Origin of the sequence: Acinetobacter sp. TY2 (genome assembly GCF_046269225.1) — a bacterium.
Classification (GTDB): domain Bacteria; phylum Pseudomonadota; class Gammaproteobacteria; order Pseudomonadales; family Moraxellaceae; genus Acinetobacter.
Genome location: NZ_JBJZOR010000027.1, coordinates 1 through 22,754, shown reverse-complemented (window position 1 = coordinate 22,754; position 22,754 = coordinate 1). Strand labels below are relative to the sequence as shown.

24 protein-coding genes are annotated in these 22,754 nt (G+C 37.6%); 14 read left to right on the top strand and 10 right to left on the bottom strand.

Going from position 1 to position 22,754, the window contains the following annotated elements:
* Position 1 precedes the first annotated feature (1 nt).
* From ACK1JC_RS14340 to ACK1JC_RS14315, 6 genes are all read left to right on the top strand, one after another.
* Positions 2–538 (top strand): F0F1 ATP synthase subunit delta, encoded by a 537-nt coding sequence (locus ACK1JC_RS14340; RefSeq protein ID WP_409512550.1) that lies wholly within the window; start codon positions 2–4, stop codon positions 536–538.
* Positions 539–601: 63 nt separating this feature from the next.
* A complete protein-coding gene (gene atpA, locus ACK1JC_RS14335; protein WP_409512549.1) occupies positions 602–2,146 on the top strand; it encodes a F0F1 ATP synthase subunit alpha in 1,545 nt (514 codons plus the stop codon).
* 89 nt (positions 2,147–2,235) lie between these two features.
* On the top strand, positions 2,236–3,105 hold the full coding sequence (gene atpG / locus ACK1JC_RS14330; protein WP_409512548.1) for a F0F1 ATP synthase subunit gamma: 870 nt from the start codon (positions 2,236–2,238) through the stop codon (positions 3,103–3,105).
* Between the two features lie 26 nt (positions 3,106–3,131).
* Entirely contained in the window at positions 3,132–4,526 is a 1,395-nt protein-coding gene (gene atpD / locus ACK1JC_RS14325; RefSeq protein WP_409512547.1) for a F0F1 ATP synthase subunit beta, read from the top strand.
* Positions 4,527–4,553: 27 nt separating this feature from the next.
* Positions 4,554–4,973, top strand: a complete 420-nt coding sequence (locus tag ACK1JC_RS14320) for a F0F1 ATP synthase subunit epsilon (RefSeq protein ID WP_409512546.1) — start codon at positions 4,554–4,556, stop codon at positions 4,971–4,973.
* A 780-nt stretch (positions 4,974–5,753) separates the two neighbouring features.
* Entirely contained in the window at positions 5,754–6,050 is a 297-nt protein-coding gene (locus ACK1JC_RS14315) for a hypothetical protein (RefSeq protein WP_409512545.1), read from the top strand.
* A 13-nt stretch (positions 6,051–6,063) separates the two neighbouring features.
* Here the strand turns inward: ACK1JC_RS14315 and ACK1JC_RS14310 are convergent, their stop codons facing one another.
* The gene (locus tag ACK1JC_RS14310; RefSeq protein WP_409512544.1) at positions 6,064–6,507 is read right to left on the bottom strand and encodes an AAA family ATPase; all 444 of its coding nucleotides are present in this window, start codon (positions 6,505–6,507) and stop codon (positions 6,064–6,066) included.
* A gap of 84 nt (positions 6,508–6,591) precedes the next feature.
* On the opposite strand from ACK1JC_RS14310, the gene ACK1JC_RS14305 reads away from it, so the two are divergent.
* The gene (locus ACK1JC_RS14305) at positions 6,592–7,053 is read left to right on the top strand and encodes a hypothetical protein (RefSeq protein WP_409512543.1); all 462 of its coding nucleotides are present in this window, start codon (positions 6,592–6,594) and stop codon (positions 7,051–7,053) included.
* A 2-nt stretch (positions 7,054–7,055) separates the two neighbouring features.
* Here the strand turns inward: ACK1JC_RS14305 and ACK1JC_RS14300 are convergent, their stop codons facing one another.
* The 5 genes from ACK1JC_RS14300 to ACK1JC_RS14280 form a co-directional block, all read right to left on the bottom strand.
* The gene (locus ACK1JC_RS14300; protein ID WP_409512542.1) at positions 7,056–7,652 is read right to left on the bottom strand and encodes a hypothetical protein; all 597 of its coding nucleotides are present in this window, start codon (positions 7,650–7,652) and stop codon (positions 7,056–7,058) included.
* Between the two features lie 184 nt (positions 7,653–7,836).
* Positions 7,837–8,379, bottom strand: coding sequence for a glutathione peroxidase (locus tag ACK1JC_RS14295; protein ID WP_409512541.1), 543 nt, complete (start codon positions 8,377–8,379; stop codon positions 7,837–7,839).
* Between the two features lie 192 nt (positions 8,380–8,571).
* Positions 8,572–8,766 carry a hypothetical protein gene (locus tag ACK1JC_RS14290; RefSeq protein ID WP_409512540.1) on the bottom strand — a complete coding sequence of 65 codons (195 nt, stop codon included), beginning with the start codon at positions 8,764–8,766 and terminating at the stop codon, positions 8,572–8,574.
* Between the two features lie 57 nt (positions 8,767–8,823).
* Positions 8,824–9,096 (bottom strand): hypothetical protein, encoded by a 273-nt coding sequence (locus tag ACK1JC_RS14285; protein ID WP_409512539.1) that lies wholly within the window; start codon positions 9,094–9,096, stop codon positions 8,824–8,826.
* Positions 9,097–9,313: 217 nt separating this feature from the next.
* The gene (locus tag ACK1JC_RS14280; protein ID WP_409512538.1) at positions 9,314–10,060 is read right to left on the bottom strand and encodes an AraC family transcriptional regulator; all 747 of its coding nucleotides are present in this window, start codon (positions 10,058–10,060) and stop codon (positions 9,314–9,316) included.
* Positions 10,061–10,359: 299 nt separating this feature from the next.
* Here ACK1JC_RS14280 and ACK1JC_RS14275 point away from each other — a divergent pair, with 299 nt between their 5' ends.
* On the top strand, positions 10,360–11,235 hold the full coding sequence (locus ACK1JC_RS14275; protein ID WP_409512581.1) for a DMT family transporter: 876 nt from the start codon (positions 10,360–10,362) through the stop codon (positions 11,233–11,235).
* A gap of 468 nt (positions 11,236–11,703) precedes the next feature.
* On the opposite strand, the gene ACK1JC_RS14270 is transcribed toward ACK1JC_RS14275, so the two are convergent.
* From ACK1JC_RS14270 to ACK1JC_RS14260, 3 genes are read right to left on the bottom strand one after another with little or no spacing between them, the layout of a single operon-like run.
* Positions 11,704–12,273 carry an L-threonylcarbamoyladenylate synthase gene (locus tag ACK1JC_RS14270; protein WP_409512537.1) on the bottom strand — a complete coding sequence of 190 codons (570 nt, stop codon included), beginning with the start codon at positions 12,271–12,273 and terminating at the stop codon, positions 11,704–11,706.
* Positions 12,274–12,314: 41 nt separating this feature from the next.
* Entirely contained in the window at positions 12,315–13,475 is a 1,161-nt protein-coding gene (gene dprA / locus ACK1JC_RS14265) for a DNA-processing protein DprA (RefSeq protein ID WP_409512536.1), read from the bottom strand.
* A 23-nt stretch (positions 13,476–13,498) separates the two neighbouring features.
* On the bottom strand, positions 13,499–14,653 hold the full coding sequence (locus ACK1JC_RS14260; protein WP_409512535.1) for a LysM peptidoglycan-binding domain-containing protein: 1,155 nt from the start codon (positions 14,651–14,653) through the stop codon (positions 13,499–13,501).
* Positions 14,654–14,777: 124 nt separating this feature from the next.
* Here ACK1JC_RS14260 and def point away from each other — a divergent pair, with 124 nt between their 5' ends.
* The 5 genes from def (at position 14,778) to ACK1JC_RS14235 (ending at position 20,658) form a co-directional block, all read left to right on the top strand.
* Positions 14,778–15,308: a peptide deformylase gene (gene def / locus ACK1JC_RS14255; protein ID WP_409512534.1), complete on the top strand. Its 531-nt coding sequence runs from the start codon at positions 14,778–14,780 to the stop codon at positions 15,306–15,308.
* 89 nt (positions 15,309–15,397) lie between these two features.
* A complete protein-coding gene (locus tag ACK1JC_RS14250) occupies positions 15,398–15,955 on the top strand; it encodes a DUF2946 domain-containing protein (RefSeq protein ID WP_409512580.1) in 558 nt (185 codons plus the stop codon).
* Between the two features lie 85 nt (positions 15,956–16,040).
* A complete protein-coding gene (locus ACK1JC_RS14245; RefSeq protein WP_409512533.1) occupies positions 16,041–18,155 on the top strand; it encodes a TonB-dependent copper receptor in 2,115 nt (704 codons plus the stop codon).
* Between the two features lie 106 nt (positions 18,156–18,261).
* Positions 18,262–19,428, top strand: a complete 1,167-nt coding sequence (locus ACK1JC_RS14240) for a hypothetical protein (protein ID WP_409512532.1) — start codon at positions 18,262–18,264, stop codon at positions 19,426–19,428.
* Positions 19,429–19,452: 24 nt separating this feature from the next.
* Positions 19,453–20,658: a hypothetical protein gene (locus ACK1JC_RS14235; protein ID WP_409512531.1), complete on the top strand. Its 1,206-nt coding sequence runs from the start codon at positions 19,453–19,455 to the stop codon at positions 20,656–20,658.
* A gap of 19 nt (positions 20,659–20,677) precedes the next feature.
* Here the strand turns inward: ACK1JC_RS14235 and ACK1JC_RS14230 are convergent, their stop codons facing one another.
* On the bottom strand, positions 20,678–21,886 hold the full coding sequence (locus ACK1JC_RS14230; RefSeq protein WP_409512530.1) for an oxygenase MpaB family protein: 1,209 nt from the start codon (positions 21,884–21,886) through the stop codon (positions 20,678–20,680).
* Between the two features lie 86 nt (positions 21,887–21,972).
* Here ACK1JC_RS14230 and ACK1JC_RS14225 point away from each other — a divergent pair, with 86 nt between their 5' ends.
* Positions 21,973–22,569, top strand: coding sequence for a TetR/AcrR family transcriptional regulator (locus ACK1JC_RS14225; RefSeq protein ID WP_409512529.1), 597 nt, complete (start codon positions 21,973–21,975; stop codon positions 22,567–22,569).
* The last annotated feature ends 185 nt before the right edge of the window (positions 22,570–22,754 follow it).

Genomic DNA, 22,754 nt, shown 5'->3' with positions numbered 1-22,754 from the left:
TATGGCTGAATTCTTGACGTTGGCACGACCATACGCTAAAGCAGCATTTGCTTATGCTACTGAACAGAATGCAACTGACACTTGGTCAACTGTATTACAACTGCTCAGTGCTGCGGTGCAAGATGAAGCATTTTCCGCTTATTTAAGTCGCCCAGAGTTGACTCCTGCTCAGCAGGTCGAACTTTTTGCGAAAGTTTTAGGTGAACAACAAACTGCATCAGTGTCAAACTTTTTGACACTTCTTGCAGAGAATGGCCGTGTGGCTTTGTTACCTGAAATTGAAGCAGAATACGAACAACTTAAAGCACAGAACAACAACACTGTAGATGTCATTATTGAATCTGCATTTCCACTTGATGCTGTTCAAGAACAGAAACTGGTACATGCGCTCGAAAAGCGTTTTAACAGTGCTGTGAAAGCAACGGTAGAAGTGAATAAGGCATTAATTGCCGGTGTAGTTATTCGTGCTGGCGACCAAGTGATAGATGATTCTGCGCTTAGCAAGCTTGAAAAAATGCGAACACGTCTTCTTGCATAATGATTGATAAATCAAAATTGCATAAAAGAAGACTGAACATTAAAACGATTGAGGTATAGCGCAATGCAACAACTGAATCCATCCGAGATCAGTGCGCTCATTAAACAGCGTATCGGCGATCTGGACACCAGCGCGACCGCTAAGAACGAAGGGACCATTGTTATGGTTTCCGACGGTATTGTGCGTATTCACGGCCTAGCTGATGCTATGTACGGTGAAATGATCGAATTCGACGGCGGCCTATACGGTATGGCACTGAACCTAGAACAGGATTCAGTGGGCGTCGTTGTTTTAGGTAACTACTTAAGCCTTCAAGAAGGCCAAAAAGCGCGTTGCACAGGTCGTGTATTAGAAGTTCCGGTTGGTCCAGAACTTTTAGGCCGTGTAGTAGATGCTTTGGGTAACCCGATTGATGGTAAAGGCCCGATCGATGCAAAATTAACTGATGCTGTTGAAAAAGTAGCACCAGGCGTAATTTGGCGTCAGTCGGTAGATGAGCCTGTACAAACTGGTTATAAATCAGTTGATACAATGATTCCAGTTGGCCGTGGCCAACGTGAATTAATCATCGGTGACCGTCAAACTGGTAAAACAGCAATGGCGATCGATGCGATCATCGCTCAGAAACACTCTGGTATTAAATGTGTATATGTAGCAATTGGTCAAAAACAATCGACTATCGCTACTGTTGTGCGCAAGCTAGAAGAAACTGGCGCTATGGCGTATACAACTGTTGTCGCAGCAGGTGCATCTGATCCAGCAGCAATGCTGTATTTAGCTCCGTACTCTGGTTGTACAATGGGTGAATACTACCGTGACCGCGGTGAAGATGCGTTAATTATTTATGATGATTTGTCTAAGCAAGCAGTTGCTTACCGTCAAATTTCATTGTTATTACGTCGTCCACCAGGTCGTGAAGCGTATCCAGGTGACGTATTCTATCTTCACTCGCGTCTTCTTGAACGTGCTTCGCGCGTATCTGCTGACTACGTTGAGAAATTTACTAACGGTGAAGTTAAAGGCCAAACTGGTTCATTAACTGCATTGCCGATTATTGAAACTCAAGCGGGTGACGTATCTGCATTCGTACCAACAAACGTAATTTCGATTACTGATGGTCAGATCTTCCTTGAAACTTCATTGTTCAATGCGGGTATCCGTCCAGCTGTAAACGCAGGTATTTCTGTATCGCGTGTTGGTGGTTCTGCTCAGACGAAGATCATCAAAAAATTGTCTGGTGGTATCCGTACTGCTTTGGCGCAATATCGTGAATTGGCAGCATTTGCTCAGTTCGCTTCTGACCTTGATGAAGCAACACGTAAGCAACTTGAACATGGTCAACGTGTAACTGAATTAATGAAGCAAAAACAATATGCTCCATATTCAATTGCTGACCAAGCTGTTTCAGTTTATGCATCTAACGAAGGTTATATGACTGACGTTGAAGTGAAGAAAATCGTAGACTTTGATGCTGCGTTAATTTCTTACTTCCGCGCCGAACATGCGCCGTTAATGCAAAAAATTGACGAGACTGGTGCTTACGATAAAGAAATCGAAGCAGCATTCAAAGCAGGTATTGAGAAGTTCAAAGCGACTCAAACTTACTAAGTTTCAACCAGTTGAAATTTAGTGATGGTTTGGTTCACGGAATCAACCTTCGGAGGCTCGAAAGGGCCTTTGAATACTAGGTTTAGCGTATGGCAAATTTAAAAGAAATTCGCGCCAAAGTAGCTAGTATCAAAAGCACGCAAAAGATTACTCGAGCGATGCAGATGGTAGCAGCTTCTAAGATGCGTCGTGCGCAAGAGCGCATGGCTCAAGGCCGTCCGTATGCCGAAAATATGCACCGTGTAATTGCTCATTTGGTACAAGCGAACCCTGAATACAAACACCGTTATATGGTTGAACGCCCTGTTAAACGCGTTGGCTATATCATTGTTTCTTCAGATCGTGGCCTTGCTGGCGGTTTGAACATTAACTTGTTCAAGAAAGTGGTTAAACACGTTCAACAGCAACAAGAGCAGTCAATTGAAGTTCAATTTGCTTTGATTGGTCAAAAAGCGGTTTCGTTTTTTAAAAACTACGGCGGTAAAGTACTAGGTGCGACTACGAATGTAGGCGATACACCAAGTCTTGAACAGTTGTCTGGCTCAGTACAAGTAATGTTGGATGCATTTGATAAAGGCGAGTTAGATCGTATTTATCTTGTATCTAATGGCTTCGTCAATGCAATGACTCAAAACCAAAAAGTAGAACAACTTGTTCCTTTGGCTGCGGCTGAAACGGAAGAAGGTCTAAACCGTCAATATGGTTGGGACTACTTGTATGAACCAGAAGCTGAAGAGCTATTAAATGGTTTATTGGTTCGTTATATCGAGTCAGTGGTGTATCAAGGTGTGATTGAAAATATTGCATGTGAACAATCTGCACGTATGGTGGCAATGAAAGCTGCAACCGATAACGCAGGCGACATCATCAAGAGCTTACAACTTATTTATAACAAGCTGCGTCAAGCCGCGATTACTCAGGAAATTTCTGAGATCGTTGGTGGTGCCGCTGCCGTTTAACATTATTTTGAATTGAGGAGACAGCAATGAATAGCGGTCGTATCATTCAGATCATCGGCGCGGTTATCGACGTCGAGTTTGAACGCAACAGCGTTCCTAAGATCTATGACGCTCTCCATGTTGATGGTACTGAAACTACTTTAGAAGTTCAGCAACAACTTGGTGATGGCGTAGTTCGTACTATTGCAATGGGTTCTACTGAAGGCCTTAAGCGTGGTTTGAACGCAACGAATACTGGCGCTCCAATCTCTGTACCTGTAGGTACAGCGACTCTTGGTCGTATCATGGACGTTCTTGGTCGCCCGATCGATGAAGCTGGTCCTGTTGCAACCGAAGCGCGTTTGCCAATTCACCGTCAAGCACCTTCTTATGCTGAACAAGCTGCTTCTACTGACCTTTTAGAAACTGGTATTAAAGTCATTGACTTACTTTGCCCGTTTGCTAAAGGTGGTAAAGTTGGTCTGTTCGGTGGTGCCGGTGTTGGTAAAACTGTAAACATGATGGAGTTGATCAACAACATCGCTAAAGCTCACTCAGGTTTATCTGTGTTTGCTGGTGTTGGTGAGCGTACTCGTGAAGGTAATGACTTCTATCACGAAATGAAAGACTCTAACGTTCTAGACAAAGTAGCAATGGTCTACGGTCAGATGAATGAGCCACCAGGCAACCGTTTACGCGTAGCGTTGACTGGTTTGACTATGGCTGAGTATTTCCGTGACGAGAAAGACGAAAACGGCAAAGGTCGTGATGTATTATTGTTCGTAGATAATATCTATCGTTATACACTAGCGGGTACTGAAGTATCAGCACTTCTAGGTCGTATGCCATCTGCAGTAGGTTATCAGCCTACACTTGCAGAAGAGATGGGTGTTCTTCAAGAACGTATTACATCGACTAAGTCTGGTTCTATTACGTCAATTCAAGCGGTATACGTACCTGCCGATGACTTAACAGATCCATCGCCTGCAACTACATTTGCTCACTTAGATGCAACTGTAGTATTGAGCCGTGACATCGCATCTTCTGGTATTTATCCAGCGATCGATCCACTTGACTCTACTTCACGCCAATTAGATCCTTTAGTTGTTGGTACTGAGCATTACGAAATTGCTCGTTCAGTTCAAAACGTTCTTCAACGTTATAAAGAATTGAAAGACATTATCGCAATTCTTGGTATGGATGAGCTTGCAGAAGAAGACAAATTGACTGTTTACCGTGCGCGTAAAATTCAACGTTTCTTCTCTCAGCCATTCCACGTAGCTGAAGTGTTTACTGGTGCTCCTGGTAAACTTGTACCGCTTAAAGAAACGATTCGTGGCTTTAAAGGTCTGTTAGCTGGTGAATTCGACCACATTCCAGAACAAGCGTTCTATATGGTTGGTGGTATTGACGAAGTGATCGCTAAAGCCGAGAAGCTTTAATTAGCAACTCTATTTTAGGAGATTCACATGTCGACTATGCAATGTGACGTTGTAAGTGTTAAAGAGTCTTTGTACTCTGGCGCTGTGACTATGCTAATTGCAAAAGGTGCTGGCGGTGAACTGGGTATTATGCCTGGTCATGCTCCGTTGGTAACTTTGCTTAAGCCGGGCGCGATTCGCGTTCTGCTTGAAAATGGTACAGAAGAGTTAATCTATGTATCTGGTGGTGTTTTAGAAGTTCAACCGCATGTTGTTACGATTCTTGCAGATACTGCAGTTCGTGCCGATAACTTAGATGAAGCTGCAATTTTAGAAGCACGTAAAAATGCTGAAACTTTGCTTGCAAATCAAAAGAGCGATTTGGACTCGGCTGCTGCTTTGGCTGCTCTTGCAGAAACTGCTGCTCAGTTGGATACCATCCGCAAAATCAAGAACCGTGCTCAATAAGACACAGTTCGAGATTGAAGAACCGTCCGAAAGGGCGGTTTTTTTATGCTATAAATAAGATTAAATATGAACAATATAAGGTCTTTTGATGTAAAAGAATAATTGATTCTGTCCAAGGTTCTAAAAAAATGAGAAATTAGAGCAAGTTGAGAATTTTGAAAAATGCTTATGTTTAATTTGTAACGTTGCCATAAAGCATGAAGTTTTTATAAATATTAGAAATCATATAATTTATGAAGATGAGTGTCTTAGACTTTATGAGTGTGAGCAAATAATAAATTGCCTTTATTAACTGAATTCGGTTTAAGCACTCTTTTTAGAGAAATTAATTAAGTATTTTGGGAAATCTGATGATTTAGGGGGTATTTTAAATCAATTTGAGAGTGGTGGATTTATCTTTACAAAACAAAGAGAATTGTTGGGTAATATTCGTTATTTAGGTAATTATGCAACTCGTCGAGCAGACTTTAAATCTAGTAAAGAGCTAATTTCATATCTTAAGGTTTTAGAAAATTTAATTCATCAGCTTTTTTGTATATTACAAATTGGAGAATGAGGTATCAAAAAGAGTAGTGAATAGCGTTAAGTTGAAATCATCTCCAAGACACTTTAAAACCATACATAAAAGAAAGCCAAAGAAAAACTGTAATTTTCTAAATTTAGGCACATGAAAGCTCTATATATCTACTGATTTAATTTAAAGATAGACCACCTAAAGTTGCATGTATTAAATTGTGTACTTAGCATAATCTAAATAATAAAAAAGGATTTCAAAAAATTATGCACCTAATCGAACAGCAACCACACTTTTGGGAACTCTACCAAGATGATTCCAATTACTATCTCAGCATTGCAATAGATATGAGTTCAGTTGTCTCTTGTTGGGATATTAAACTTACTGAAAATGAAATTAAAAGATTCCAATCACAAGGTAGAGTGGCTATTGAAGAAATAGCAGGTTTAATTGTGAGGGAAACTTATCGTGGGGATTTCTCCACTTTAGAATCAAGAAAAGTATCAGCAGACATTGAACAACAAATTCAAATGACTTTTACAGCGTGGCGCTCTACTCAATAACTATTGATTACTTTTAGTCATTTATGGGTAGGATCGAAAATCCATCGTTTTCAATTAGTTTAACTTTAAACAGTGCATTAAACCCTTCTGAAGATGTCGGCTTTTGCAGTTTGTAGAAAGTGGCTTTCACACCTTGTTCAGGAATATTGGCTTTGCCTTCACGTTGTGTATTGCGGTGTAAAGTACTTTCTAAATCGGTTTCAAAATAAAAAGAAACTACATCAAAGTCAGCATCTTTTGCCCGTTGAATATAACGCTCACGGTCATAAATCGTCATATTGGTATTATCAATTACCATTTTGGTTTTAGATCGTAATGCCGCCTCAAACAAAATATTTTCACGATGCCTAGTTTTCAACATATCGAGGTTGATGCGCAGATGTGTATCATAAAAATAATGTTTATAAAATGTTGACTTACCCGATGCTTGAACACCTGTAAAAATAATCAGTTGCATAGATGGCTACAAAAATATGCTAAATTGTGTGGTAAATCATGCAAGATAGACCTATGAGAATCAAGCTTAAGTTTAAAAATTAAAATGAAAAAAGTGTTATTAGAGAAGGCCTTATTGTATTTTTGTATTGTAAGTACTTTGAGCGCCTGTCAGCATCAATTTGAACTAACCAAGACTCAGCCAACTGAAGCGGCTTTGGTGGCAAATTCAATTCAAAATGGCATGCAAGCAGAATTAGAAATTAACTATTTACAAGCCTACAAAAATTTAAAATTAGCCTATAGCCAATGTATTGCATTTACATCAAAGCAAGATTTTGTTTTTACAGATAGTAAATTGGAAGAACACTTTGAAATGGGGACGATTTTCGCTCGAAGTAAAGGCGGTGCTTATTTATCTAAAGTTTTGTTAGAAAGTATTGAGCCTCATAAAACTCATTTAACATTATTTGTACCAAAGGATTACCCTTATGCAAGTTCACGGTTTCGTCAGGAAATCAAACGGGCAAAAGGGCAGGATACTCAATGTAATATTAAAATAGAGTAACTTTATTCCTTTGTGGAATTAGCATCAGCAGTTGGAATGAGCATAGCCGCAAGTTTAAGCATTTCAGTTTGAATATTGCCAACTTGTTGTTCAAACTGTTTAATGTTGATTTTACTCACATCAATATTGCCATTGAGTAATGCTGAATTGAGTAACTCTTTATTGCTTTGTAAAACATGTTGACGAATATCATCAATTTCCTGACTTTTTAAATCTAGGGAAATGAGGGCTGTATTGAAGCCTTGTAGTTCTTGGCTTAATGTTTTTACTGTATTTTGCAATTCATTTTGGTCTTTGGATTCAATCGCATTTTGTAGATCTGCTTGTGCTTGGGTCAATTTTTCAACATAGCCACCTGCTTTAAATTGAACATCAGCTACATCGCGAGCGATATAGAACATATTGCCACTTTTAAGTTCAGATTGAGTTTGTGTTGTATCTGCCTGATTTTCATGGTCACTATGAGCCTGCTCTGATGACGCTTTAGCATTTGAGTTCTGAGAGTTTGATTGTTCAGGTGATGGCTCACATCCCAATAACAAAATACCTGAGGTAAAAATGACGAAAGGGAGGAGTGCCCCTTGGACGAGCTTTTTCATTGCATGCATCTGAATTTCTTTAAAATACTTTGACTATTGGTTTTGAACTATAAAGTGGAAATGTGAATAAAAATTGGATTGTTGCAAAGTCATAACAATAAGTCATATCAATACATAAAAAGGAACGCTATTCGTTCCTTTTTACCGTGTATTTGAATCATTCTAAATTGGGTCAAGCAATAACTTATTTAGCAAGTTCAGTCTGCAAAACTTCGAGTAAGCGTGGATCATCGGCTGTAATGTCTGGTGCAAAACGCGCAACAACTTCACCTTGTTTATTTACAACAAATTTTTCAAAGTTCCATAGCACTTCAGGTTTTGGATTTGGTGTTAAACCATAATCAACAAGATCTTTCCACCATGGACCTTCACCTAAACGTTCAGGAATAGCGTGAATGAGTGTGTCATACAATGGGTGTTTGTCATCGCCTGCCACAGAAATTTTGGCAAATAATGGAAACTCGACATTGTAAGTCAAAGAACAGAACTTCTGAATTTCTTCATCTGTGCCTGGTTCTTGTGCAAGAAAATTATTTGCAGGAAAACCAAGAATTTCTAAACCTTGATCTTTCTTTTCAGAATACAGTTTTTCAAGTCCTTCATATTGTGGAGTTAAACCACATTTTGAAGCAACATTAACAATTAAAAGAACTTTGCCTTCATATTGATTAAGTGTGGTGTCTGTACCTTGTATGGTTTTGACTGGAATATCGTATACAGATGCCATGCTGAAATCCTTGCTATGTTTATCTAGTTTGAGTGTATGTTTTAACGATAATTCAGCGTCTAGACAAGTTTTTCTCAACTTAAATGCAAATTTAATTTTTAGTAGATCAATCAAGTGTGAGTGAGATCAAAAAAGCAGATCAAATGATCTGCTTTTACAGTAAAAACAAATAATTATAGATTTAGATCATGATTATTTTACAGCTTGTAGAGCTTGCATTTCAGCGAGTACAGTTTTTTGAAGTTCCATTGCTTGAGTTTGTAATTGTTGAAGTTTTGCTGTATCTGGTGGCATTTTAATACTTTCTTCTGAAAGCGAAAGGCTCAGAGTATTTGCTTCTTTCATTTTGTCACGTAGAGAAGCACCTTCACTACTTTTTAATGCCAAACCATCTAAATCATTATTGAAATTGGTAACGTAGGTTTTTAAATTATCAACAATACCTCAAATTGCCGATTTATCGCCTTTTTGAGCTGCTTTCATCATGTCTTGCTGAAATGTTAAAGCTTCTTGTGCACGCGTACTAGAAAGGGTTTGGATGGTAACAAAATCACTTTTCATATCTGCACTATTTGCTGTACTGAGTGTTGCAGCAGGAGCAGATGTTGTGGTTGCTGGTGTATTGCTTGAGCTTGAAGTGTTTTCGTTAGATTTTTTGTCACATGCAGTTAAAATTAATGCTGCTGTACAGAGTGAAACGAGTAATGATTTTTTCATTATAAGACCTTTATTATTGAGAATAAAAATTTAAATCCGAATACTTTATGGCATATATTGAAATATGCTTGCTACATATATAAGTTAAATTCTCATAATTAGACCTAAATTGACTATAGTTTTTTTGTATATAAGGTTATTAAAATAAGTTCATAGGTTGGAGTGCTGGTTAAAAAAAACAGAATAAAAAACATCCAATTTATCTTTTTAGATACGCTTATTGGTGTCGCATTTGGGCAGGAGTTTGACCTGTAAAGCGTTTAAAAAATTCAATAAAACTAGAGCTATGTTGATAACCAAGTTCTAAACCAATTTTTTTAATGGATACACCTTGTTGAATTTGTGAGATAGCGTAGATAATTTTAGAGCGATTACGCCATTCAGATAGACTCATTTGTAATTGTTGCTGACTCAGTCGCAATGCATGCCTTTCAGAAATTTGAACCTGATCTAAAATTTCTTGCAAACTTAAATGAAAATGCTGAGTTTCAGACAGGCGATCAAGAATGGGTTTTAAAATAGGATGATTACTCTGTGGAAGATAATGTTGATAATGGGTACTTTTTTGAATTTGTCGAAAGAGCAATTGTAAAAGTTGCTCATAATATTCGGGGTCGCTACATCTTTGTTTTTGTTGCTCTAAAATTTCAGTTATGGTCTGACGTAAAAAAGGGCGTACATTTAATGTTTGAGTGAGTTGAGCAAAAGACTGACACAGTTTCGGGTGAATTCGAATACAAATATAATGGGTTAAATGCTCATTCACCGCAGTACAACAATGTTCAGTCTGTGGTGGAATCCATAGACCATAATTGGGTGGTGATAGATAAATCTGGTCTGCGACATTGAGCTCCAAAGTACCATTTAAACTCAAATTAAAATCTCCCCATAAATTGCAATGTGGAGTCACAACATCATGTTTTTGATAAAAAAATTCATCAATTGAAATCAGTGTGGAAAACATATTTACATCCATTGATCTTCAGTACAATTAGCTTGCTTGGCACTATAATAATTGTCAACTGTACTTCAGCTTGATTGTTATTGTGCACGGTGTAGGAAGTAATTGATTAATCACATTCTCTCATGCTTTGATTTTAAAATATAAATGGGGCGGAAATGCCCTATATATGTCTGAAATACCATATTTTAATTTAATTGGACTTAATTGATAATGTTTCTCAGTAAATAGGTGAGCGTAATGGGCGTAACCTTGATTGTTTCAGTAGCAGAGAGATGAAAATGTTAAAGACTCAACAAAAAATGTGGTGGGCATTTGCGCTTCCTGTGCTTGCTGTATTTATTTGGTCAATGAATATTGCAGTTACACGCTATGTAGCAGACTACATTTCACCTGTGAGTATTAGTTTTTATCGTTGGTTGATTGCTTTTATTGTTTTGACCCCATTTATGGCAATAAAAGTATGGCAACAACGTCAATTAATTAAAGCTCATTTACATCAATTTGCTGTACTGAGTGCTTTTGGTATGGCGTTATATCAAGGTCTAGCGTATAGCGCATCGCATCATACTTCGGCGACCAATATGGGTATTATTAATGCCTTTATTCCTGTATTTACGCTCTTTGTATCATTCGTAATTTTAAAAGAAGTGCCTAATCGTTTTGCTGTAATGGGCAGTCTTTTGTCATTTACAGGTCTACTGTATGTCATGGGACAGGGGAGTTTCATCAGCTTATTGCAACTTGGGCAACATTGGGGCGATATTATGATGATCTTTGCTGTTTTTTTCTACGCATTTTATGGTGTTTTTTTGAAAAAATGGCAACTGAAGGTTCCCTTACTCATTAGCCTTTATGTTCAGATTGGATTTACCTTGATCTACCATTTACCCTTTGTCTTATGGAATGGTCTAGATTCGCTAAATGCAGAAAATGCCGCTAGTGTTTTTTATGCAGGTATTTTCCCTTCATTGATGGCACCTTTGCTGTGGATGATGGCAGTGCAATATATTGGTCCTAATCGAACGAGTATTTTTATGAATTTGATGCCTGTCTTTACTGCCATTATTGCGTATTTTTGGTTAAAAGAAGCGTGGACGGTTTATCATAGTATTGGCGGTGTAATTATTGTACTTGGCATTATATTGGCACAAAAAAAGCGCAAAGTTACGGTATAAATCTCAGTTATTTATATTATATAATTAGACAAAAGTGGAAAGTTACACCAATTTGATTAAAAAACAAACAAGTAAAACCTATTTTGGGGATCAAATGCATGATTTTATGAGCTTATAGTGATCTGAATAAATGTAAAAAAAATAAATTTAATAAACTATAAGAATAACTTAGTTTGAATACCTTTTTTGTATTTCACTTTTTTTCATTTATATCTCTAAACATAAGATAAATAAAATATTTGTATAAAAAAATCATTTATCGCATAATACTCGCATTGAAAATCACAGTTCTTCTAATAATTTATAAACTGATTTTCTCAATGAATTTTCAAGACCCTCTGGATGTGTTTTGCACATCCTTTTTCATGCTCAGTCACTTAGTTATGACTGAGCTTTTTTTTTGTCTATTCAATTATAATTAACAAAATGAATTAATATTTAAGAGATGTTTAAGCAATAAAATTACAGTTAAGCACGAATAATGTTTCCAGATTCAGCATCTAAAATTTTACTAGGTTCAGTGCCTAAGCCTAAGTCCCCATTTAAGTAATTGATTTCAAAGTTAAAGTATTGATTTGCATCTTGTAGTGAGCGTGCAGGTTCAAGCCCAGCAGGATTGGCACTAGTCGATACAATAAAGCCATTAAACGCATTACAGAGAGCAACACAGAGTGGATGTGTTGTGACACGGACAGCAACTTTAGGATGGTCACCTTTAATCCAAGTCGGAATATGCTCATCGGCAGGAAGTAACCATGTCGTAGCGCGATCGGTCAATGTACGATTTGTCCATGTCTCAATAATTTGTTCACGAATAGCAGGTTGTAAATTTTGTAACAGATGCTCAACTTGATTGATGTGGCTAGCAAGCAAAATCACTCCTTTTTCAATTGGTCGTTGTTTCAGGCGTAAAATTTCAAGGAAAGCGTGTTCATTAAATGGGTCGCAACCTAAGCCCCATACTGCTTCTGTCGGATAGGCAAGTACTTTGCCTTGAGTTAAATATTCGGCAGCTTCAGCAACTGAGGTTGTAATCATAGATCCGTACCTTGGCAAAGTTGAAAAGGTTATTGTGAACCTTAAAAACTTTTACGGCAACGTAAGTAAAGCCCAGATTGTTGAATACACAGTCCTAAAAGTTCTAGTTCCATGAGTGATGCAGTTAATTCGGCAATATTGATATTGAGTTTTTCTGAAAGAGAATCAATATCTTGTCCAGTCCAATCAAGTTGCTGATACAGTAAAAATAGATGTTGAGGAATGTCGTTAGAAGTACCAGTATTTATTGTTGGGCTTATGTCAGTACGTGAACTTTCATCATTTTTTTGTTGGTAATGCCATTGTGTAGGTAGGGCAACATCTTCAATCAATTGCTCAGGATGATCAACCAAAATCGCTCCTTCACGAATCAGTTGATGACAACCACGATGAAAATCACTGTAAATATGCCCTGGAATAGCAAAAGTAAGTTTACCTTGTTCGGCGGCTAATTTTGCTGTAATGAGTGAGCCACTTTCGACAGCTGCTTCGGCAACGAGTATTCCAATACTGAGCCCACTGACAATACGATTGCGCCGAGGAAAGTGTTGTTGCAATGGCTTTGTATTCGGTAAAAATTCAGAAATCACGGTTCCTGAATTTTGTAGAATCTTCTTCTGTAATCCTGCATTTTGTGATGGATAAGTGAGATCAAGCCCTGTACCAATCACAGCAATCGTTCGATGATTTTCAAGCGCTCCCATATGAGCAGCTTCATCAATCCCTTGTGCTAGTCCACTCGTAATAAAAAAGCCTTTTTCACTTAAATAATAGGCAAAATCAAAAGAAACCTGTTTGCCGTGTGGACTAGGCTTACGACTACCAACAATAGCAATTTGGGGTTGACTTAAATTTTGAAGATTACCTTTGCCAAATAAAATTGGAGGATGATCATTATAGGGAAGTAATTGTTGAGGATAGGACAGTTCAGACTCAGTCACAATAAAATCTGTATATTGCTTGATTTGATCAAGACAACGCTGAAATTTTTGCTCCCCAAGAGGTGTAAGTATCTCTTTGGCACGTTCTAAATGGCTTTTGTGGAGTTTGATTTCAGACCATTTAGATAAATTTTCGGTTGAAACCGCAGCTTCAACCGAACCAAAAAATTGTTCTAATTTACGAAAAGCAGAAAGTGAATGCTGAACCAAATACCACAGTTGAATGGTCTTTGCATGTTGCAAAGAAATTTGGTTCAGCATCGTTATTTACCTAAGTAAGAAGATTAGTAGCCTGTTGTAGGAGGTGGCTGAATTTCAGCACCAACTTTAATAGGTAATGAACTATCGAGTACATAAGCATAGCTTAACTGATCAAATGCTTTGAAAATCATGACTGTACCGACACGCTGATTAGGTAATTTCACCATTTCTTTAGTTTGCGGATCACGTACTGTTTCACCTTTTTGGTAAATGCTAAAGACTTGACCTGATTTCACACCATGTAATGCACCACGGTCTAAAGTGACAACACCATGTTGTGCAGCAGTTCCAATCGAACCTTGTACACGTACGACCTGACCACCGTCCGTCACTTCATTTGGAATTGTTGGATAGAACAGGCTTGGCATGTTGTTATCGTATTGTGGTAATACAAAATCACCTTTACGTACTTCAGCATTGAAACTCTTCGTGAGTTCAAGTGTTGTAATATCATTTTCATTTGCGACGGCAGTTGCAGATGCGACTTCAACTAGCTCAATGCCTGCATTGATTTTTTTACCTGTTGCGTCGGTAAATGTATACGGTTCACCTTGACGGAAAACACCATACTGCTGACCTGTCACCAAGCCATTACCACGTGCATAGACAGTTTGACCGGCACCTGTAATCACACGATTATCGGCTGCACCTAAAATATAAGGAATATTGGTCAGTGATTCAGGGGAAACTACAATACTATGATCAAGCCATTGTTGAATATATGCCAAAGGAACGACAGGAATAGTGTTGGCTAAAGATTCAATGCGTATCTGTGGTTGAAGCGAAGCACCACCTTGATGACGACGAATAATGCCTTCGCAACCATCGCCTTCATCTTTACCAATGAGTGGGCGACCATCAAGTGTACAGAGCAAAAGTTTATCACCAGGATAAATCCAGTGTGGATTTTTAACGTGGCGGTTGCTTGCCCAAATTTCTTTCCAACGCCAAGGACTATTTAAGAATTTCCCAGCAATATCCCACAGCGTATCGCCACGTTTAACGACATAGACATAGGGTGCACTTGCTTTTAATGCGGGTGGATTTTGGTTCGGACTTGCTGCAACAGCAACATCCATATAAGCGACACCTGCGCTAACACAAAGTGCGATTGCAAGAACGTGTTTTTTAAACCCCGTGGCATGAAAGTTAACTATGCCCTTGAAAACCTTTTTCATTATCATAATTCCTGAAACTATGGATCTATATGCGTTATAATAAACATCTTACACATTTTTTTTTAATGAAGCATAATTCTTCATTTAGTTTTAAGATCAATGGCATAGCCAGTGAGGATACAGTATGGCCTTATTACCTATTTTAAGTTTTCCTGATCCCCGTTTGCGCACCATTGCAAAACCTGTCGAAACCGTGACAGATGATATTCGTCAATTGGCCGCTGACATGTTTGAAACCATGTATGAAGCACCCGGTATAGGCTTGGCTGCGACACAAGTTGATCATCATATTCAGCTCATCGTTATGGATTTGTCTGAAAATAAAGATCAACCGATGGTATTCATTAACCCCAAAGTTACTTCATTGACTGAAGAAATGCTACCGTATGAAGAAGGATGTTTATCCGTTCCTCAAATATACGATAAAGTTGAGCGTCCGTCACGCGTGAAAATCAATGCAATTGGTTTAGATGGTCAAGCATTTGAAATGGAAGCAGATGGATTACTCGCAGTGTGTATTCAACATGAAATGGATCACTTGAACGGTAAACTATTTGTCGATTATCTTTCGCCTTTAAAACGTCAACGGGCACGTGAAAAAGTAGAGAAAGTAGTACGTCAACGTGTGAAAGATAAAGCACCTGTAAAGCGTTAGAATTTTGTTTTACATGTATGTGAAAGATGAAGCCCAATTTTGATTGGGCTTTGTTATACTAAAACCATGAAAATGTTGAGATGAACGTTTTGTTGTTGAGAATGGGGCTGCTGCTAGGATTCGGCGCAGTATTTTTACAGATTGCTGTTTTCTTACAGCCTTTGTTACCGAAGCAATATCAAATTGCTCCGGTCTGTGAAACTGTTTCTCAAGCTTTGTTACAGAGTAATTATTATCAAATTAAAAGTGCTCAGAGTCAGAGTAATCAACATTTAAACCATCAGCAATATGAAAAATCTTCGCTACATGACCATGCTCATTATGGCAGCAGACATGATAGCCATCAACAAGTGCCTCAGCAAAGTGCAGTTGAACATCAAAAGTCTGCTATTTACGTTGCCTCTGATCATCAAGTCCAGCAAGCATCAGTCAATCTAGGTCATGATCATCATGATCCAAATCATCAATGTCAGTATTGTACTGTTTATGGCAATTTAGTTTTACCTCCTGTGCTTGAAGTCAAAGAAGTCTTGGTGAAAATTCAAGTTCGTCTGATTGCTTTTCAGCAAGCCTATCTTCATGTTTGGTTTGCACTTCAACGTTTATTTCTGCTCCCTCAAGGGCGAGCCCCTCCGCTTTTTGCATAACTTTAACGTTAAAACTTAGAACTTTAAATTTCAGAGTCTTGAATGGCTCTCGTACAGTTATATTTATGCATTAAGTGAGAAGAAAATGGCTAAGCCTAACTTTCTATTACAGCCTCTTGCGGCTGCGGTTTGTGTTGCGTGTTATTCAGGGATGATTCATGCAGAAGAACATTTAAAAACATCGGAATCTAGTGATTTAGTCGAGCAGTATTCCGCTGAGAAGTTAGCACCTATTGTCGTTACAGCCCAGTCAGCAAAGGGCGGTAATGGTTTAATAATTCATGCAGACCCTAAACAGCCGATTCAACCTGTACCTGCAACAGATGGTGCAGATTATTTACAAAGCATTATGGGTTTTAGTGCAATCAAAAATGGTGGTACCAATGGCGATGTGACCTTTAGAGGCATGTTTGGTTCACGTATTAAAATTTTAACGGATGGTAATGAAAGTCTAGGTGCTTGCCCAGGTCGTATGGATGCACCGACATCTTATATTCAGCCTGAAAGTTATGACCGAATTTCAGTCATTAAAGGACCTCAAACAGTCCAGTATGCCAATACAGGTTCGGCAGCGACGGTGATTTTTGAACGTCAGAAGCCAAAATTAAACAATGAAAAGCATTACGAAGGTCAAGCAAGTGTTCTACTTGGTTCATTTGGTCGTTTAGATCAGAATGTTGAAACTATTGTGGGCGATGAAACAAAGTATGTTCGTTTAAATGCCAATCGTTCAGAGTCTAACAGCTATCAAGATGGTGATGGCAATACCGTACCATCGGCATGGGAGCGTTGGAATACCGATGTCGCAGTGGGTTGGACACCAAATGATGATACTTGGTTAGAGTTGACAGCAGGCAAAGGCGATGGTGAAGCCTTATATGCAGGTCGTGACATGGATGGTTCACAGTTTGCTCGTGAAAGTTTGGGGCTACGGTTTGAGAAAACTAATATTACTGATGTAATTAAGAAAGTAGAAGCATCAGTTAACTATAGTTATAACGATCATGTGATGGATAACTTTAGCTTACGTACACCACCAATGATGGAAATGACACATGGTCATCATACGATGTCGATGCCAAATCCTTCCGAGATGCAAGTTACACGTAGGACGCTCAATTCACGTTTGGCTATGACATCAGAATGGAATCAACTCAGTTTGATGACAGGTATCGATACACAGCAAAATCATCATGCTGGTAGTATGAAGTCAATGATGATGGATATGCCTTTAGCTACCAATATGAAGTTCAATTCATATGGTGCTTTTAGTGAACTTGGTTACCAATTGAATGATCAATATAAAGTAGTTGGCGGTGCGCGTATTGATCAAGTGAAGATTGATGCGATTAAGCTAAATGATGATCGAAAGGAAACATTACCAAGCGGGTTTATTCGTTTAGAGCATGAAAGCGCAGAGCATCAAGCAAAGAGTTATATCGGATTGGGTTATGTTGAACGTGTACCTGATTATTGGGAACTTTTTAGTACGGCACATGGTAATTCTTTACCAAGTACGATGGGCATGTCGAAACCGACATTTAATGATCTAGAGACAGAAAAAACGTTACAACTCGATTTGGGTTATCAACATCAACATGGCGCATTTAACTCGTGGGTTTCTGCTTATGCAGGCCTGATTAATGACTACATTCTTATGAGTTACCACAATCATCCAACGATGGGGGGGCATGGTCATGGTTCATCTTTTAGTGCTGGTGCTAAAAATGTCGATGCTGTGATTGCTGGTGCAGAAGCAGGTGTGGGTTATCAATTTACCGATGCTATTCAAGCAGATTTAAGTGTGATGTATGCATGGGGTGAAAATAGTGAAAGCAATGATCCATTGCCACAGATTGCCCCACTAGAAGGACGCTTTAACTTACGTTATGTACAAGATAAATATACATTAGGTTTGTTATGGCGTGCCGTTGCACAGCAAGATCGAGTGAGTTTAAATCAGGGTAATATCGTGGGTTACGATATGGGTGAAAGCAAAGGCTTTAGCACTTTGGCCTTAAACGCTACATATCATATTGTAGATAATATTGATTTAGCTCTAGGCATTGATAATGTCCTTGATAAAACTTATACCGAACATTTAAACCGTGCAGGAAGTTCAGGGTTTGGTTTTGCATCTAATGAACAGTTTAATAATACTGGGCGCAATTATTGGGCACGGATTAGTATGAAATTTTAATTCAGCCTTTTGACGTTATGAATTGATTTTGAAAATAGAAACCATTGTCTGCTGACGGTGGTTTCTGTCACAATGTTTGCGTATAAAATTTAAGCGCAATTCATACATGAATGAACAAATCGAAATTTATATCAATAAATTAAAAAATTTTAGTGAAGTTTCTATTGCTGATACAGAGTGGACGGCTGAATTTGAACAAGCATTTCGTACAGAATTAAAACAGCAGGGAATTGATGAAATTCGGATTTATCGAACCCTTCAACAGCCTGATCGACGTCTAATTTGTCGTGTTTTTCATAAACCGAGTATAGAGGTTGAACAAGAATATAACGCACGCTCAATGTTAGGTGTTTTACTTCCGATTATTATTTTAATTTTATTGTACTTTTTACTTATTTCTCTCATTGCTTTGCGTCAAGAAGCCATGTTGACGACTGCATTTTTGATTTTTTTACCATTCAGCTTTGGGGCTTTAGTTGAATATCTGACGACATTAAATCGTCCGCATTCTATTGCTAAAGTTTTACTGCAACAATTATGGGTTTTACTCGCGATTATTGTGGTTGGTGGTGTAATTTTAAGAGAAGGCGTAATTTGCTTAATTATGGCAGCACCGATTTTTTTCGCATGCTCGACTTTAGGTGCTTTTGCAATGCGAGCGCTGTGTCGTCATTTGTGGAAACCTTCTAAAAAAATCTATTCGATTGCACTGTTGCCACTCTTAGGGCTTTTTCTATTGCCCGATTTATCGCAATATCATAATGGTATGACCAAACAAGAAATTGTGGTCAATGCGCCAATTGAAACTGTTTTTGCTTCTATTAATAATATTCAGCAGATTCAACCCAATGAAATTAAATATAGTCCTATTTTTACCATGGGCTTTCCAAAACCAATTTCAGGGATGACTGAACAAACAGAAGATGGATTGATGCGCCAAATTTATTGGCAACGAGATATTTATTTTCAAGAAAAAATTACGCAGTCCAATGCGCCAACACAGTTGGCATGGACGTATGTCTTTACACCACAATCTTTTCCAAAAGGCTCACTCGATGATCATTTGAAAATAGGTGGTCAATATTTCAATTTACTCACGACTGATTACAAACTTGAAGCTGTGAGTCCAACACAAACGCGTATGACCTTGAACATTGATTATCGCCTGTCTACAGAGGTGAATTGGTATGCCGATTTGTGGACACGTTATGTACTCAATGAATTTAGCGATGTTGTACTAAATATTTATAAACGTCGTTTGGAAAATAGTTGATGATTGAATAAAAAGGAAAAAATCATGATAACAGATGATGAAAAACAAAAAATTTTAAATGAATTAAAAAGAAAGCTCTGTGCAACTTTAATTGTCGAAGAATGGTGTGATGAGTTTAGAGCGGAATTAGTTGATTGGTTAGATTCTCATAATATTCAAAATTATCATTTTTATAGGAGCCTTAATGATGAAAAATTATTTTATATTGCATTAAAAAAAACCTATATTAATGAGCGTTTAGTCAGCGTGTATACAAAAAGTCAGGGTTTTAAGCGAAAATTTTTACCGTTTCTTGTCGCAATGTTCATAATTTTATTCACAGTTCTTTTAATGCGACACGGTTTTCTTAATGTTCGAGAAGGTTCAATAGAACAAAGTTTAATGCAAGCGACTGTCATCATTTTTGTTCCATTGTTGATAGGCATGTTTATTGAATATATTTCAAGCTTTGAAAATCCAAACTTATCTTTTTGGCGCATGGGAATAGATAGTCTTATAGGCTTGAGCTTACTTTTAATTGTCGGTGTACTTATTTTTCATGAAGGAATGGTTTGTTTAATTGTTCTAATTCCTTTGGCTTGGCTTGCAATTATGGTTGGTGCTGGTTTAATGCAAATCATTTGTTATTTTTTTTGGAAGCCCACAGCACAAATTTATTCATTGGCTTTACTTCCGCTTTTACTTTTTTTGATTTTACCTGATTTGAGCAAGCATTATTACGGGCAAACGCAACGTGAAATGATCATTCATGCAACTCAGGCACAAGTTTTTCAAGCGATTAATCATATTGGGAAAATTAAACCTGAAGAGGTTCCCAATAATTTTATTTTCACAATGGGTTTTCCAAAACCTATTTTTGGTATGACTGAACAACGAGCGACAGGATTGGTTAGAACGATTCAATGGGAACGAGGTGTTCAATTTGAAGAGCAAGTTCAGGCAAATCATAAACCTTATTTGTTGAGTTGGAATTATCAATTTGACACTAATTCATTTCCAAAAGGCTCATTAGATGATCATGTGGAAGTAGGTGGAAAATACTTTGACCTACTCAAAACAGATTACCAATTAGAACAAGTGGACGCGAAGACCACAAAACTAATTCTCACTATTGATTATCGAGTATCTACAGAATTTAATTGGTATAGTCGGCTGTGGGTAAATTATATTTTAGGTGAATTTAGCGATGTCGTGATGAGCATTCATAAACATCGTTTGGAAAAAAGTTAAGGTTTAGTACCTTAACTTTTTACTGATGCATACTCGCCAATTGTTTTCCTGCATTTTGATATAAGGCGAGTGCATATTCTTGTTCTGCTCGGCCATGTTGTTGTAAATATTTTTTGAGCAGATCACTATGCCTTGCACCATTATAAATCAGTGTATTTTTTGCCAATAAATATAAGGGATACCATGCAAAGGGACGCGGTTTTAAGCCTAAGTCTTTCATCTTTTGTTTACCCAAAAATAACTGCGTAATATCGAGATGATTTCGATAGGCTTTTTTCTGAAAGAAAGTATTGAAATGTTTATATTGGCGTTCAAATGGTTCTTTGGACAAACTCTTTGCTAACATCTGACTGCTTTGATCGATTTTGGGATGGGCATAATTCATCCATTGTAGTAATTTCCATGCTTCGGACTCTTTGTTGACGAGCCATTTTTCTTCCACACCCATGAGCCAACCTGCATATTTCCAAAAATGCAGTACCGATTCGGCTTCTGATTTATTAGGGAAAATACCAATAGCACGAATCCCGAGGAGTAAGACACCACTAAAAGCAACATTTGTCATGGCTTGATCATATTGATTAATCGGTGTTCCCCATAGGTTATTGTCCCAATCAGGTGATTTTTTCAGTTGATAACGAATTAAAGAATGAATAAAACGTACATAAATTGTCGATGTAAAACCTGCATTAAAACGCTCGAAGCTGTTTGTTTGGTTAACATCAAGCCACCATTTATGTGTTTCAGCTAAACGCCTACCTGCAAATTTTTTCAATGCACCTGTCATAATTAAAGGCTGATTGAATCCTGGGTATTGATAACCCGTCATAAGTGCTAAATCTCGCAAAATAAAGGTGCCATTGCTTCCTAATCGTTGCGTGAAATTTACAGCATGATCAAGCTTGTCTTTGTTTAGCCATGTTGGTGGTGTTTCAATATGTTTAAAAAATTCAATTAAAATAGACTCAGGTGCTTCAAGTTGATCTACACCTTGATACAAAGCCATTTCAAAACGCTTGCGGTTACGCCGTGGATCAGTCATCACCCAATCCATCACTCGATCCATGGCAATATCACCCGCATATAGACTGTCATTCAATTCTAAATATTCTGCATAACTGGGAATAAAATTTTGATCGGTGATTTTATGTAGTACTTTAGATACCACATCACTCTTTGTTACACGCTCATAAGAAGCTAAACGTTTTGCAATTGGATGATTAAACATTGCATTGACCTTTTGATTGTTATTTAATCAAAACTATAATATGAATAATTATTCGCATTCAATTCGCATTTCAGAGAGTAGATACTGTGAGGAAACAACCACAACAACAACGTGCCAAAAAAATTGTTGATGATATTTTGGAAGCAGCACAGCTTTGTATTGCAGAGCAGGGAATTGTGCAGGTTACGACACCTAAAATTGCAGAAAAATCAGGGGTCAGTGTAGGTTCAATTTATCAATATTTCGAAAATAAAGATGAAATCATTCAAGAGCTATTACGCCGTAAAAGTGAAAACTTAGGCATGGCGTTTAAACAGATTGCAATTGCACAAGAAAACTTAACACTCGCAGAAATTGTACCTATTAGCATCCAATTCGGTTTTGACATGATGAAAGCTGATGATGGCTTCTTTATGGAGGTGCTGAAACATTGGCATGGATATAACAATTCAGAAGCGGCGCAGATTTTAGAAAAGCATTTTTTTGAAGTGGGCATGTATGTCTTTAATCGTTACTTTCAGCACTGGAACTTCGAAACCTTAAGAAATAAATCCTTTGTGATTATCAATAGTACCTTGTTCACAATGATGCGATACGTGAGTAATAATAGTTTTCTTATTTCAGAACAACAACTTAAAAAAGAATTAAGCCAAATGATTTTGTCATACTTAGTATTTGATTAAAAAATTAGCTTTTAATCTTAGAGTAATTATTTATAAAAAACATATATTTATGATTTTTGTGGTTTATAAAGCGAGCACCTAAAAAATAAAAATTCAAAAAAGGGTTGTGTGGTATAAAAAATACTGTAGAATGCACATCCATCGGCGGTGATGAAGATTAAAACTCCTTGATAAACAAGGACTTG